This window comes from Salinispira sp., assembly GCF_059431795.1.
On sequence record NZ_JBXWXS010000042.1, the window covers coordinates 25,589 to 41,001 of the forward strand.

General features: G+C 50.4%; 12 protein-coding genes. 9 read left to right on the forward strand and 3 right to left on the reverse strand.

Translation table 11 applies throughout. The annotated features are described in order from the left end of the window. Positions 1–99 precede the first annotated feature (99 nt). Positions 100–2,190 carry a hypothetical protein gene (locus AC52PS_RS13975; RefSeq protein ID WP_495563695.1) on the forward strand — a complete coding sequence of 697 codons (2,091 nt, stop codon included), beginning with the start codon at positions 100–102 and terminating at the stop codon, positions 2,188–2,190. 125 nt (positions 2,191–2,315) lie between these two features. Here AC52PS_RS13975 and aroF read toward each other — a convergent pair whose 3' ends face one another. Then, positions 2,316–4,409 (reverse strand): 3-deoxy-7-phosphoheptulonate synthase, encoded by a 2,094-nt coding sequence (gene aroF / locus AC52PS_RS13980; RefSeq protein ID WP_495563696.1) that lies wholly within the window; start codon positions 4,407–4,409, stop codon positions 2,316–2,318. Positions 4,410–4,485: 76 nt separating this feature from the next. Beyond that, positions 4,486–5,277: a lytic transglycosylase domain-containing protein gene (locus AC52PS_RS13985; protein WP_495563697.1), complete on the reverse strand. Its 792-nt coding sequence runs from the start codon at positions 5,275–5,277 to the stop codon at positions 4,486–4,488. A gap of 286 nt (positions 5,278–5,563) precedes the next feature. Here AC52PS_RS13985 and AC52PS_RS13990 point away from each other — a divergent pair, with 286 nt between their 5' ends. The 4 genes from AC52PS_RS13990 to AC52PS_RS14005 all read left to right on the forward strand — a co-directional run bounded on the left by AC52PS_RS13990 (position 5,564) and on the right by AC52PS_RS14005 (position 9,707). Beyond that, positions 5,564–7,444 (forward strand): PP2C family protein-serine/threonine phosphatase, encoded by a 1,881-nt coding sequence (locus AC52PS_RS13990; protein ID WP_495563698.1) that lies wholly within the window; start codon positions 5,564–5,566, stop codon positions 7,442–7,444. 16 nt (positions 7,445–7,460) lie between these two features. Further along, positions 7,461–7,799: an STAS domain-containing protein gene (locus AC52PS_RS13995; protein WP_495563699.1), complete on the forward strand. Its 339-nt coding sequence runs from the start codon at positions 7,461–7,463 to the stop codon at positions 7,797–7,799. Between the two features lie 13 nt (positions 7,800–7,812). Next, complete coding sequence (locus AC52PS_RS14000; RefSeq protein WP_495563700.1) at positions 7,813–8,358, forward strand: ATP-binding protein; 546 nt, start codon at positions 7,813–7,815, stop codon at positions 8,356–8,358. 80 nt (positions 8,359–8,438) lie between these two features. Beyond that, positions 8,439–9,707 (forward strand): SpoIIE family protein phosphatase, encoded by a 1,269-nt coding sequence (locus AC52PS_RS14005; protein ID WP_495563701.1) that lies wholly within the window; start codon positions 8,439–8,441, stop codon positions 9,705–9,707. Between the two features lie 51 nt (positions 9,708–9,758). On the opposite strand, the gene AC52PS_RS14010 is transcribed toward AC52PS_RS14005, so the two are convergent. Beyond that, positions 9,759–11,507, reverse strand: coding sequence for a hypothetical protein (locus AC52PS_RS14010; protein ID WP_495563702.1), 1,749 nt, complete (start codon positions 11,505–11,507; stop codon positions 9,759–9,761). Positions 11,508–11,630: 123 nt separating this feature from the next. Between AC52PS_RS14010 and AC52PS_RS14015 the strand changes: the two genes are divergently transcribed. The 4 genes from AC52PS_RS14015 to AC52PS_RS14030 all read left to right on the forward strand — a co-directional run bounded on the left by AC52PS_RS14015 (position 11,631) and on the right by AC52PS_RS14030 (position 15,275). Then, positions 11,631–12,410 (forward strand): Hpt domain-containing protein, encoded by a 780-nt coding sequence (locus AC52PS_RS14015; RefSeq protein ID WP_495563703.1) that lies wholly within the window; start codon positions 11,631–11,633, stop codon positions 12,408–12,410. A gap of 9 nt (positions 12,411–12,419) precedes the next feature. After that, entirely contained in the window at positions 12,420–12,773 is a 354-nt protein-coding gene (locus tag AC52PS_RS14020) for a response regulator (protein ID WP_495563704.1), read from the forward strand. 26 nt (positions 12,774–12,799) lie between these two features. Beyond that, positions 12,800–14,452: a peptide ABC transporter substrate-binding protein gene (locus AC52PS_RS14025; RefSeq protein WP_495563705.1), complete on the forward strand. Its 1,653-nt coding sequence runs from the start codon at positions 12,800–12,802 to the stop codon at positions 14,450–14,452. 232 nt (positions 14,453–14,684) lie between these two features. Beyond that, on the forward strand, positions 14,685–15,275 hold the full coding sequence (locus tag AC52PS_RS14030; protein ID WP_495563706.1) for a CarD family transcriptional regulator: 591 nt from the start codon (positions 14,685–14,687) through the stop codon (positions 15,273–15,275). The last annotated feature ends 138 nt before the right edge of the window (positions 15,276–15,413 follow it).

Here is a 15,413-nt window from a genome sequence, read left to right on the forward strand (position 1 = left end):
ACTATTTTTGGTGGATGACTCTGCGATCCTGATCTTCGGCTACAGTTTAGATGCCTTTGATTATCAGGTGCGCAATCGAGCCTTCCAAAGGAGACATTAATGAAGAAGTTGCTATTCCTTATTCTCATAACGGCTGTAGCCGGCATGGGATTATTCGCACAGGAAACCACCTGGTTTAATCCTTACGACGGAACCAACTGGAATATTCCAGGTTCCATGCTCCGGGCAGTGACCAATGGTCTGCAGTATGATGCAGTAGACGTGGTTCTCACTTCTCCCGCCGAACTCTCCAATTTCGAGGGAGTCACCTTTTATACTGCGTACGGGAACTATGAATCATGGGCACGGGCAAATGAAGGTACGGGAATTAACGACCCTGTTGCATCCATCAATCCTTTCAGCACCAATAACCTTATCGGGCTCTACGACAATGGCAGCACCACTACCGGTAACGTTGCCTTTCAGCTCGGTTACCTCATGCCCATTCTCGGCATGCAGTCAGGTGTTGTAGGAGGATTTGAGAAATTCACCACTGGAGGTCTGACCGGGTGGCCCACAACTCCCGCAATGACATATGACAGCGAACAGGTGATTGTTCTGGATGCAGACGTCGATGACCAGGAAGATAGTACAACTACAGAAACATTTTCTTACACAGATTATGTTTTGGATGACAGCTATCGGATCGGTGCGGGTATAGATTTAGGCTTCATGGGAGCGTCTCTCTACTTCAACAGCAATAATCAGACCCGGAAAGTGGGCGGAAGCTATACATATTCTTTTGAAGAAGGCGCAGACCCCGATCCTGTTTATACCGCTACCAATCAAACTTCCTCAAAAACCATGGTATTCGGTTTCGACGAAGAGGGCAAAGCCAAGGCCGGGGTCAGCTCCGCTGATAACGACCTGATGCTTACCGGACAACTTCCTTTCTCCCTGGGAGAGATCTCAATGCCGATTACCGCAAGCCTTTCTATCGGCACACAGAGCGGCGGACTTCTGGGCAACATTCCCCAAACCGTTTCCATTACTGACAACTACGTTGCCGGAGGTGTCGGTGGAGGTGTTGAAGATGATGAATCTACACTGACCTACACCACAGGTGTAACCGATCTGGATCAGGGTACACTTGAGGCCGCAGATCATCTATTGACTGCCGGAGAGACCGGTAATGCGGACATGGCAGCTGCACGTGCGATTCAAACTGCAGGAGTTCTGGCAACAGACATTGAGAACGCAGAGAACGGCACCTTCGACTACGGCATTCAGGGCCGGGTGGACCCGAAGATCGGATTGTCCGATATTCTCACCGCACGAACCCGTGCTTCATTTGAGTTCGGCCAGACCATCTCAAACAGCAATAATGCGGGTAATCTGAGTATTTCGTTGAGCCAGGCTGACGGAGCAGCTGATAATTCTACTTTCAGCTACACTCAGACCGTTACCGCTCCCCAATCTACCACTGTAACCGGAATGGCATTTGAGCTGGGCGGAGTTCTGGAGGCCAGTGACGAAGCCAACATTCTTACCGTTTCCTCAGGACTGTTCTACAACCCCGAAATCACCCTTTCCTCAACTACCCAAGAAAACAGCGTTGACCGGGTGGTAGCAGAGGCGGTTGATGCAAACGCGGCTCTTCCCGATGCAACCGCAGTTGATACTGCAGCAGATATCGGCCTCGGTGGAGGAGACGTTGTTGGAGAAATCACAGAAGTAACAACCACCACCTATGATGGGAAAAATAAGGACAACACAACAGTACACACCTTTGTTATTCCTGTTTCAGTAAATCTGCAAGTAGTGCCCGATAAATTCTCCATTATCGGCGGTTACAATCTCACCAGCAGTTTTACACGCACGTACACAGAAACAGCTGCAAGTACAACTGTTACTGAAACTACCATCGTAGACAGTGCTGGAACCACCATTCTTGAACCAACAGAAACTGCTGCTTCCAATACCACAAGCACCAGTTCAGTGGAACGCGGCAATACTACATGGAGAGGTTCCATGAACTTCATGCTTCGCTGGAAACCCATTGAAAATCTTACCGTTGATCTCTTCGGTCAGAGCGTAATGAATGCACTTAATATGGACATTTTCGGCGGTGGAACCAGCGGCGGAAATGACGGACTCAATGCCAACTATATTCTCAGCAACCTTGGCATGAGCCTTACATTCAGCTACTAAGTTTAAACGTGTTTCCATAGAAGAAACATCGTAAAACCAAAAAGGCCCGGCATTCGCCGGGCCTTTTTGTATGAACCGATCTATTTCATCTTTAGTGTGCGACAGCCTACTGTAGCGGAGCTTTTTTACCCCCGCCCGTACACTCCCAGCACCCGAATGTCATCCGAATACTCGGAAATGTCTTCCAGAGCCTTATGAAAATCGTCCTCTTTTCCATCGATGTCCACATCCAAATAGAACATGTACTCCCAGGGCTTGCCATGAATTGGCCGGGACTCCAGCTTGGTGAGGTTGAGTTTACGGCTGCTGAGACGCTCCATGCAGCTGAGCAGAGCGCCCGGGCGGTCCGGCGTACTAAACACCAGCGAGGCTTTTTGAGCAGGAGCTGTCCCGGCCCGGTCCTCCCGCTGAATCACCACGAAACGGGTGTAGTTATTGGGGTTGGTTTCTATGCCCTCTTTGAGCACTTCCAGACCGTACACCCCGGCAGCCGCCGCATTGGCAATGGCTCCGAAGCGGGGGTTTTGCTCCCGGGCCACAAAGGCCACGGCCCCCGCTGTGTCGTAGAAGGGCCGGCGCTCACAGTCCGGCAGACCGTCCAGAAAGCGGCTGCACTGGGCAAGCCCCTGGGGGTGGGAGTATACGGCGTCAAGTTCTTCAGGCTTCGCTCCAGGAAGCCCCATGAGACTGTGCTGTATCCGAATTTTAATTTCACCACTGATCACAATGTCGGGAAACTGGAGGAGCAGATCGTAGTTCTCATGGATAGACCCGGTGAGAGAATTCTCAATGGGAAGAATTGCATAGGCGGCCTCCCCTCCCAGCACTTGCGAAAAGGCGGTCTTAAAATCCGGACAGGGAATGCTCCGGAGTGCAGGGAGTCGGGGAGAAAAGTAGCGGTACAGGGCCATTTCGCTGTACGCCCCCGCCTCTCCCTGGAAGGCAATGGGGATGGCCGGGAAGTGTTCTTCAGTACCTCCGGCCTGATTTTTGCCCCCGGCCTGATTTTCGCCCTTTGCCCGGGACCCGGGAGAATGGGGCGCAGCATCCGTTCCCGAGCCGCTGCGCTGTCCGTCCACGGGGACGGCGGCGGCTCCATTTGCAGCTGCCGAGGCTCTCGAAGTTCCCCGGTTCAGGGCACCCCGGTTCACCGAACCGCTGCCGGGCGATGTACCGGTGAGAATTTCATAGCTCTGTAAAGGTATTCGCTCCAGTTCCCGGTGGAGCACCGGGCAGAGGGCTTCGATATCCCGGGCCAGCTTCTCGAACTGTTCGGGGTAAAGGCTTTGGGCGCCATCGGACTTGGCGTGGTCGGGGTCGGGATGCACTTCCACCATCAGGCCGTCGGCGCCGGCACTCACCCCGGCCATGGCCATGGGCATCACATTTTCCCGTATGCCCGTGGCGTGACTGGGATCCACAATCACCGGCAGATGACTGAGCTTCTTCACCACGGGAATTGAGGATAGATCCAGACTGTTTCGGGTATAAGTTTCAAAGGTTCTAATGCCCCGTTCACAGAGCACCACGTTATCGCTGCCGTGGGCCATTACGTACTCGGCGGCCATGAGCCACTCTTCAATCCGGGCGGACAACCCCCGTTTCAGCAGCACGGGCATACCGGTCTGCCCCACCGCCTTGAGCAATTCAAAGTTTTGCATGTTACGGGCGCCGATCTGGAACATGTCCACCAGGGCTTTCATCTCATCAACATGTTGAGGGGAAACAATCTCGGACACCACAGGCAGCCCGTACCCGTCCCCCGCCTCTCTGAGATACTTCAGTCCTTCCGCCCCCAGCCCCTGGAAACTGTAGGGTGAAGTCCGGGGTTTATATGCTCCGCCCCGGAGCATCACCGCGCCGGCATCTTTAACCCTCCTGGCGCAGTCCATGATCTGCTCCCGGCTTTCCACCGAGCAGGGCCCTGCAATGAGGGCAATCCTGCCGCCGCCGATGCGTACCGAACCGATGTTCACAACAGTGTCCTGCTGCTTCAACTCCCGGGATGCTAATTTATAGGGCTTGGAGATGGGGATGACCCGCTGCACTCCGGGCTGGACCTCCACATCACGGATATCCAGCACAGCCGGACCCACGGCTCCGAAGATAGTCTCCTCTTCGCCGATTATTTCTTTGACCCGGTATCCATGGTCCTGAAGGTAGCTTCGAAGCCTGGACTTGTCATCGTCATGAATGTGCTGATGGAGAATTATAACCATGGGGGAAGAATAGCACACCCGGGCCGGCCGCCGCCAGCGAAAGGGGCTTACGCAGCCCGGTATATCCCGCCCGGGATCAGGGTGTGTGGGATGCTGCGGGAACCGCTGCCAGGTTCAGCACCCGGTGAGGAATTTCAGCAACCAGATAGCGGTAGAATTCCTCTTCCAGGGAGCGGCGATACTCATGAATTTTCGCAATATAGCGAACAGTGCTGGCGGGTATATCGCCACGCTTCACTTTTCCGTAGCCCGCATTATAAATTGCCAACGCCTCATCCAGACTTGAGGATACGGAGAGACACCATTCCAGGTGGGAAACACCGTAGCTGGCGTTCAAATCCGGATCGAAAAAGTCGTGCTCGTTCAGATGGGGAAACGCCAGATTATTCAGCTGAAATACCCCCCGGTCAATGGATGTGGCATTCTGATTCACCGCATCGGGCAAAAACCGGCTCTCGGTATGCATGAGAGAAAAAACCAGGGTAAAAGGCAGGTTGTGTTTATCTGCGTAATACATGGCGGACAACGCAACCTGTTCCGATCCGGCAAGGCTTACAAAAAAGTCCTTTACCGCTCCCCTGGTCTGGGGATTCCTATAGAAATGGATTGCCGGTGCATCTGAGTAGAAAAACACATCCAGAGAGGGCAGATCAGGCTGCCCCCCAATACCGTAGAGTTCCGATTTTTCAGGTATAAAGAAGGCGACCTTTCTGCTTTTGCGGTTCATACGGTGTTCAAGAACGGTTGAGCCCGTTTCCGCTCTCCGTGGATTAAAATAGAGTCCGCTTCCGCTTAATGTGAGGGCGCCCAGTATTAGGAAAATTATCCGATTAATACCGTCCTCCTGCTGTTTGTTTTTTAAATACATTGGAGTAAGTAAATATCAATAAAACAGATAGTTACAAGCATACTCCACCATCGGCAGCGGCAATATGAAATACCGTATGCCGTATCAGCGGACGAAATTAGCACAGTACACAAAAAAGTTCCAGAACTCACCCGCCGTAACTCATGGTTTTTTAACATCCACAGTTTATGTTTTGCAGATGAGGCCATTTCGACCCCGTACTACGAAGCTTTCAAACCGCTGTTATGAAATGTCCTCATATATCAGCTCTTTGAATCCATGTATCCAAAAGCTTGTGTGGTAATATATGAAAGAACTTATTCAAAATCCAGGATTTTTCGCCGAACTGACCCTTTCTGTCATCCTTCTGATTTATTCTCTAAGAATTCACCGGAAAGCAGGCAAAAAAGATCTCACACTTACCGGAGCTGCAGCGGTACTCATTGTTGGGGTTTTCATTCGCGGTCTAAGTCCGTCTCCGGAGCGAATACTCCCCTTCATTGGTCTGGGAGTAATGGCCGGAGTCATTTTTTGGGCACGGGAATACACCAGGCAGGCACCCCGGGCTATTCTGTGGCTGCTTGTGATTGCCGGCATGACAGGTATGCTCGTCTTGAACCTTGCAGACTTTGTTTCCGGCAGCATTTCAACCGGTAGCAGCATTATCCTCCTGCTGTTATGGGCCGTTCTGGCAGGTATCCTGTTACTTGGAGCACTAAGCAGGGAGACCATTGCTCCGGTTATTTCCCGAAGCCGCCTGCTTTTGCTCATTGCTCCGCCCATTCTCTGGCTTCCCACGCTTTTTTGGGGTTGGGAGGATCCCATGCTCCGGGAGCTGCTGCCGGCGGCCCTCCCCATTCTTCCATTTGCTTTGCTGTTTACAACACACAGATCGCTGGAAGATGAAAACCGGTTCACCCAGTATCAGTTAAAGGAAAATCTGGAGATGATTTTTTCCATTATCCGAAACCTGGGTAATATGATGATCAGTGACCTTCAGGCCCGGGAAATTAACACTCAGATTCTTTCCGCTGCGGTTCGAAGCGCAAGAGCAGAAAGCGGAGTACTTCTGTTGGTTGAAGATGCGGGCGAAAAGCTGATGAAAATTGAAGCCAGTGAAGGGGATAACCCGCTGACCCCAGAACTGGAGGGGGTCCGACCGGTTCGGGTTCAAGAAGACGAGCACGGCACCCAGGAGCATTATAAAATTCCTGCGGGTATCGTAGCCGAGGTCCTCCAATCCGGGGTTTCCCGTACCCAGCGCAGCAATTCATCCGGAGATCGGATTTTTGCACCGCTGGTTCTTTCCCGAAAGGTGTACGGATTGATGGTGATTGCCCGGCCCATTCATCCCGGCGGCTTTACGCCACTGGATCTTCAGCATCTTGACTCGTTTATTCAGTTTTCCAGCATCACTATCCAGAACATTCAGATGTTTTTGGAGGGACACGAGCGTCGACGGATTCACAGCGAATCTGAAATTTCCGGTGAAATTCAAAACATGCTCATTCCCCGGAAATTTCGGGGAGATAAAACTATTCAAGTAGTGGGCAAACTTGAACCCGCAGCAGGAGTGCACAGCGACTACCTTGATGTAATTTCCGGTGATGGTCAGAATCCTTCCATGATCCTCTGCGATATTGCCGGGAGAGGTATGGCATCGTCCATGGTGATGACCATGATCCGGGCTACCTTTCATTTAATCGGCGGTTCGGGGAGGAATGCGGGCAGTATTCTCAGCTGGATCAACCGTGCTGTCACCCGCCGGATTCGGCTGGATCGCTTCGCAAATATGATTTACCTCAGCTACAATCCGGAAAAATCCGTTCTGGAGTATGCCGGAGCAGCACACCAGCCAATCTTTGTGTATCGCCTGGAAGCCGGAAGCATCGAGCGTTTGGAAAGCAGCGATCCTCCCATCGGTATTGATCCTCGAACCCAATACAAAACCCGGAAGATTCATGTGGAATCCGGCGATATACTGTTACTCTACACCGATGGGGTTATTGAAACCCGCAATCCTCAGGGAGTACAATTCGGGTATAAAAACCTTGGGAGAAGTCTGCTGGCAAATAACCATCTGGATGCTCAGGGCCTGTGCGACAATCTGGTGGAAGAGCTCAATGGATTTCAGGGCAAGGCGGCACAGGATGACGATAGAAGTATTATGGCTGTAAAGATACGATAAACTCTGGAGGATTTTGATGGAACTGAAACTACGGAAACTTCAGGACATCTATGTTATAGATGTCATCGGCGAACTGGATTTATACAACACATCCAAACTGATGGATCTGTTTATGAAGATGGTCGATAAGAATGTTTCCCGCATTATTGTGAATCTGGATGGTGTTCACTACCTCGACTCCAGCGGAGTGGGTACCCTGATCAACATATATTCAACCGTTCAACAGAAAGAGATCAAGTTTTGTCTCGCCAACGTACACAGCACCGCAAGAAAAGTGATGGAACTCACCCGTCTCACCGGCTATTTCCCCATGGAGGAAACCATCGAGGCCGCAATTGAACGGGTCAACAGTTGAGAAAGGAGGAACAATGGACGACACAGTGAAGCAGATCCAAATTAACGGAAACAGTCCGCTTTTCGATACAAGCGATATGTTCTACAAAGAATTCCCCAGCGATTTCCGGCAAATACGATACTTCACCCTGCTAATTGTACAAAAAGCACCTATGGAGATTAAAGAACTGAACCTTCTGGAACAGCAGATCAGCGAAGTGATAAAAAATGCCGTTAAACACGGAAACAAGAGCGACCCATCCAAGATTGTGAAAGTCTGGTATAAATTTTCCCGGGAAGAAGCCCGCATAATTGTCGAGGACGAGGGGCCGGGATTTAAGAATATTGAAGAGTGGAATGATTTCAACCAAAAACGGATGGAGTGTGTACAGAAGGATGATTTCTCCGAGTTAGCCCGCTATGTTTCATACAGGGGAATTACCAGTGACGAAACAGACGGGGGAAATGCCCTATTTGCAGCGGTGGAATACTGGAACGGCGGCTATGTATTCAGCGAGAAGCGAAACAAGGTGGCTGCTCAGAAAATTTTCCCCCGAAAGCATTTAAATCTGGAAGAATAATCCCCCTGCTGCTATTTTATAAAGAGTACCACTGCCTGTACGCCCATCTCATCCACAGGGCAGAATAGAAGGAACCCGTCATGAGCACCGAACACGATGTTGAACTTGACAGCCTGCTGAATGAACTCAATGATGATCTGCAGGAAGAACAGGAAGTCTTCAATACGGAAAACAAAAAGGTCATGAAGCTGGCCAGGGAGCTGAAAGATCCCGGTGAATCCATTATCAAGCTTGTCTCAAGCCGGTGGTATGTTAACGCCGATGCAAACCTCCTGGATCTTGCAGACGATCTGAGCGATGAACAGGATGTTCAGGCCGTAGGGGTGGTAGAAGCCCAGGGGAATGTCATCGGCTTGATCAACCGTAGAGATCTGTTCGACCTTCTCAGCCGGCCATTCGGCCGGGATGTTATGCGCCGGGAACAGGTTGATCGTGTCACCTCAAATGAAGAAGCAATCTACTACGATACGAATATTTTCTCCGTATCCGAGCGGATGAGTCAATTCGACCACCGGGGTGAAGTGCACTACTTCCCCCTAAAAACGGGTCGCGGCGAATTCGCCGGCGTGTTTTCTTCCCAGGACCTGCTTATTTATCTCTCAGACATGACCCAGCAGGATATTTCTCTGGCCCGGGCCATCCAGAACCGGGTTGTGAAGGAATTTTCCTACCTGAATGAACCCGTCTTTGAAATGGCCGCTTCATCTACCATGGCGAAGGGTGTGGGAGGGGATTTTTATACTTCGAAGAATTTTGCTCCGAACAGATGGCTGTTTTCCCTCTGTGATGTCTCCGGAAAAGGTGTATCCGCAGCTCTCATTACCTCAGCACTCTGGGGAACCATCAAGGCATTTGACAACCGCCGGGGAATAGCCTCCCTGGTTCGAACTTTGAATGACTTTTTCATTACCACATTTGAATTGGAAAAATATGTTACCGGGGTGTTTTTCGATCTAAATCTGGAGAACGGAAGCATCAATATCGCAGATATGGGCCACGGTTTCTCATTTATCCTCAGAGATGGAAAACTTTTAAAAATCAAGAGCCACGACAAGAACTATCCTATTGGAGTGATGGAAACTATTTCTCCAGAGGTGTTTCACTACAGCCTCAAGCCGGGCGATCTTCTTATCCTCATCACAGACGGCATTGTGGAGCAGGAAAACGCCAGGGGTGAAGAGTTCGGACTGAAACGGCTAAAGGATTTCCTTGTAGCCCATCAGCAGAAAAATCTGAAGACTGTGCGTGTACGGCTGCTGGAAGAATTTCATGCCTTCCGGAAACAGACAGCCCTTCATGATGACATCACCTTTTTTATGCTCCGCTACAAAGGAAAAAACCCGGGCTGAGCCGCCTATCTCTGCTCATCACCCGGGCTATAGATTAATTCGGCCGCAAAATTACTCGTCTGTGCTCAGCACCTGGAGGTTTCGGAATTCACCGGCATTCAGAGTTCGCAACGACATATCCACCCCCGATTCAATACCGAACCAGGTTTTATACCGGAGCTTTTCTTCACCGTTTACCGCGACGGTAATATACTCGTCTCCAGGCTGATACAACAGCTCCACCTCAAGCCATTCATTCAGCGATTCGGGAATGGCCGCAGAAAGAACCCGGGCCATATTAATGTCATCGCTGGAGCGGTATAGTTCCATGTAACTCTGATCATTCCCATATGTATCCCGGTCCCGGGTAAACCAAAGAAGAAGGCTTTCCCCGTAACCGTATCCTCGTTTCTCAACTCCCGAGGCGAATATGTGCACACCGAATCCCACCCATCCTGCCTGCCGGGAACGGGCATCGAATGTATAAAGGGTGGGCCTATTGTCCTGGGTGAGAGGCAATTCCAGTTTTGCAAAAAACTCGGAGGGGTCGGTCTGGCGAATAACAGACCCGTTTAGATCCCAGCTTCCTATTTGGGTTGAGCCAATGGAAAAACCGTTCTGAACTCTTCGGGTTAAGCGGGGACGCATCACCTCAATAACTCCCTTCTCAAGAAGCTCACGGCGGATATCCTGCTCAAGCTCATTCCGCTCACCGGCCAGCCTGGAGTTTTCCACCTGCAGATCCCGGATCTCATCCTCCAGGAGCTCGATCCGCTCCATTCGCTCCCGTACATCGCTGGAGGACCTCTCTTCTGCCGTTTGTGAAAAGCCCCTCTCAGCAGTTTGCTCGCCGGCCTGTTCAGTGCCGTCTTCCGTGGGAAGATCTGATGAAAAGGATGCAATTTTGTTTTCCAACCCGGAAATGTGATCCTCCAGGGAGTCAATTTTTTGTAAAAGGGAGCCGATGCGCTGAACCAGCTCACGGTTGATTTCTATAACATCAGACTCTGTAGCGGATGTTTCCCTATCTGTTAGTTCACCTTCTGTGGCTCCATCAGCTGGGGATGCCTCAGTTGAAGAACCCTCAGGCTCCAGGTCAGAATCAGCGGCCCCATCAGCCTCCGACTGGGCACTGGATAGACGGTTCCGGAGGTTTTCAACTTCACCCAGAAGATCGGATTTTTCCTTTTTCAGCTGCTCGAGCTGATCCTGAATTTCCGCATTTCTGGTTCGCAGCTGCTCAAGGCTGCTGTTCATGCTTCCCACCTGAGCAAGCAGTTCGGTGTTCCGTTCAGTAAGCTCTGCCAGCTGATTCTGCTGCTTATCCACCGTTTCCGGTGTTGCCAGGCCCGCATCCAGCTGAATGCGTGAAAGAGAGGCTCCAACCAGCCTGCCGGCCTTCAGTCCTCCGCTGAGGCGCAATACATTATCTCTCAGTTCAAGACGCGTACTGTATGGCTTCCCATCTATAAGAATACCATCGATAAAAAGCGTCGAATCCTCAATTGTTACCCGGGCAAAGTCCAGGACCACATTATCGGGCAATACCGGATCCCCCTCTTGGGCAATCAGCTCGGTTACCACCCAGTTTCCATCCTGCTCCTTGAAAAGAACCGAATACGCGGCACCTTCTATGCGTACCGAACGGATAAGAAACGCAGAGGGTCCGGCGATGCTCAATCGTGCCTCGGAAAAATCAATGGTGTCAAAATCTATACTGTCTAATTGAACAGTGGATGGCTCCACGCTTGAATCCTGTGCTCCAAGTGAAATCACCGGGACTAATACACAGATTACAACCATCCGCCAGACAATTTTCATACGCTCCCCCCGAGACCCTGTCTTCGCCTGTACATCAAGAGTCTCTCTTTTAGGATTTTCGGCATATGAAAAAGCTTCTTTAGCACCTGTGTAAACATGTAATGAATGAACTATAGTTACACTATGATAGCCGCAGACGCTCCCCTGAAAGAGCTTATGGAGCAGCTCACCACCCACCGGGAAAATACCCGGCGGGGTCGGGATGTCCGTGTTCAATGGACGTTCACCCTGGGTGCGTTCCTGTGTAGTCCGGTTTTTTCAGACAGTCCGGCGCTTCTCCTCGATACCCTGGGGCGTCTTGCCGACCTCGGCTACACCAGAATTGACGTGCGAATCTCAAGCTCATCAGAACAGGATGGCACAGAACCGGACTCTCTCCCCAAAGCCATTTACGAAATTCAGTGCAGCGGCATGACAAACGAGGAAGACAAACCTGCAGCAAGCCTCATACAGGACATTTGTGGAAAACAGCAGGATAAACTTTTTCCCGAATACCGCTTCACCGAGAACGGCTTGCACCTACGTTGCCGGATGCTTTGCACGAAAATTGAATATGAAGGGGAATCAGATCAGAATCCGGTGGATCTGGAGGGACTCAAAGGAAAGATTGACGATGAAGAAATGTACCGCACAATGATCGAATTATTCAGGAACAACGCCCCCCAGCGGATAGGCGAGTGGAAGGCGGCATTCAGGTCAGGGGATATTCGGGAAGCCCACCGCATCATTCACAGCCTGAAAGGCAGTGCATTGAATATCAGCGCCATCCGTCTCACCCGGCTTTCCCGAAGGCTGGAAATTGCATTGAAAATCGATCATACTGACGATGCAGAGAAACTGCTTGATCTGGTTGAAAAGGAATTGAGCCGGGTCATAGATTACCTTGAACGGAACGCCACCTGAGGATCCTGTATGGCATGGATATTATATGCGGAAGATGAGTTTACCAACCGTAAGTTATTAGAGATTCAATTACAACGGGCAAACCTGAGCTGCGATCTTGCATGCAACGGGGAAGAAGCCTGGGAAATGTTTCAGAAAGGAAATTACAGACTCATTATTCTGGACCGCTATATGCCTAAAATGAATGGTGATGAGCTGGCCCGGAAAATCAAGAGTGTCCACCCGGAAATACCGCTGTTTGCCATTACCAGCGATGACAGCGACGTGAAAAATCTCCGGGAAGCCGGTTTTTCAGAGATTTTTATTAAACCTCTTCACGGACGTGAGTATATTTCTCTCATCAGGAAGTACCTGAAAAATTAAAACAAATCCATTTCGCGGAGTTATCATTGTACAGCTTACCCCTGAAACGTAAATTTGAAATCTGCGGCAAAGCCCGTATGACTGCCGCTCTTCTCGGTATATTTACAGCCGTTTTCTTTTTCACAGCTGTAATTCCTGCAAGCGCAGAGGAACAGCCGGAGGAAGAAGAACAAACCGGCACATTTATTATGAGTCTTCTTCCATCAAACATCGAATTCAACCCTCTATACACCTACTCATCCCTGGAAGCCCAGGTATACAGTGCATTGTTTGAAGGCCTGGTGACATACGATCCGTTTTCACTGGAACCCATTCCCGGAGCTGCCAGTCGTTGGGAAATACTTGAGGGAGGTACGCTGTACCGATTTCATCTCAGACCCGATGCCCGCTACTGGAACGGAGATACAGTCAGGGCGGAGCACTTCCGGGATACTTGGCTCAAACTCCTGGATCCTGAAACTGAGGCCCCCTTTGCATTTCTTTTGGATCCTGTAGTGAATGCCCGGGAATACCGCCGTGGACGGCTGAAAGAAGGGGAGCGCCCCGCTATTCGGGTGGTGGACGGTCAAACCCTTGAAGTTGAACTCCACAGTCCGGCCAGGCATTTTCTCTCCATTCTGGCGCACCAGAGCCTGGTACCGATACATCCTGACGCAGTGGATGTAGGTGACTGGTCAAATTTCGATTCCCCGCCGGGGAACGGACCCTATTATATCATTGAACAGGATGACTCCCGAATCCGAATGAAACGGAATGAACTGTACTGGGACAGGCGGAACTCTCAGTATGACGAGATCATTCTGGAATTCAATCGAGATCACACGGCAACCACCAGAAGATTCAATTCCGGGGAAATACACTGGATTTACAGCGGATTCGATCTCAGTGAACTTGAGCTTGCCAATTCGCTCCAAATAACACCCCAGTTTTCAACCAGCTATTATTTTATTAACTCCCGCAAACCGCCCTTTGATGATCCCAGAATCCGGGAGGCACTGTTGAAACTCCTGCCGCTGGAACAGATCCGCAGCGCCGATATTCATTTCGTACCCACCACCACCCTGGTTCCCCAGATCCCCGGATACCCGGATGTAGAAGGGCTCTCCCGGACAGATACGCCAGGAGCTCTGACCCTTCTGGAAGAAGCGGGGTATCCCGACGGTAAGGGCCTCCCATCCCTGAGCATCGTACTTACCCCGGGCAGTGAAAGCCGCAGGGTTTCCGGTTTGATGAAAAATGCCTGGGAGGAACAACTTGACGTGCAGGTGGATGTAAAGTTTATAGAGTTCGCAAGCTATCAGCGGGAACTGCAAAGTAGCGGCTTCACTGTGGGATCATTATCCTGGATAGGCGATTATGCCGATCCCATGAGTTTCCTTCAGATGTGGGACAGCGACAGCAGCATAAACGATGCGGGGTACAGCGATGATACCTACGACCGCCTGCTTACAGATAGTAATTCTCTAACCGGATTATCCCGATATGAAAAACTCGCCGAGGCGGAACAGCATTTGCTGGACAGCGCAATTGTTCTTCCGGTGAATCACAGTCCGGCAATTCATCTTGTAAACCTCGATGCGGTGGGCGGGTGGTATCCTAACCCCCTGGATATTCATCCTTTTAAGTATCTGTATGAAATCAAACTCACTCCGCCATCCAATATTGCCCGTGAGCCCTAATACGACTGCATGCTTCTCCTTTGACCAAGGCTCTATTTTTTTGTATACTGAAGACTTGTATAGGAACAGTATTCAGTTTCCTTGAAATACAGACTGCGTGAAATGGAGTCCATGTCATAATTATCTGCCAGGTTAGAAAATTATGATTTCGACCCGCTATCCGGCAGCTTTCAAAATTAACTTTTGAAAGCTGCTCTCATGTATAAAATCGTTTCTCAGGAGTTTCAGAAGCATGTCCACTACTTTTAAGGTAGAACAGCAGGTAGTTTACCCCACACACGGAGTAGGTCAGATCACCGAGATTAAAGAACGCATGTTCAAAGGTGAACCCACACCGTATTACACCATTTACATCGAAGTCAGCGATATGACGATCATGATTCCCGTCGACAAGGCAGAAGAACGGGGCATCAGAGCCATTGTGCCCAAATCAGAAGCCGAAAAAGCCCTGAAGCTGATTGAGGGTGAATATGAAGTTGCCCCGGCGGATTGGAAGATGCGTTATGAGATGAACCGTCAACTGCTTCTGAAAGGGAGCGTCACCGACATCGCCCAGGTGGTTCAAACCCTCTACCACAGATCGAAAATTAAGGAACTGCCTATCCTTGAGCGTAAGCTCTACGATTCGGCAATCAAACTCCTGGTGGATGAACTGAGCATTTCTCTAAAAAAAGACCGCACACACATAGAGGAAATGATCTTTGAGCGTTTGGAAACCGAACCGGAAACCCCGGAAGTTGAAGAGGCGGCACCCAAGGCAGAAGAAGACGATTTCGATGCCGGAGTGGATGAGGATGATATCGAAGTAAATGAGGAAGGCTGACTTCCTCTGTCGATGAAGCACAAATAGTGATGAAGCATCAAAAAACCGCCTCTGTTAATAACAGGGCGGTTTTTTTCGTATTTATGTAAAACTGAAAATCCTGGTAAAGATTTATTCTTCAGCAATCAGCAGAGTCTT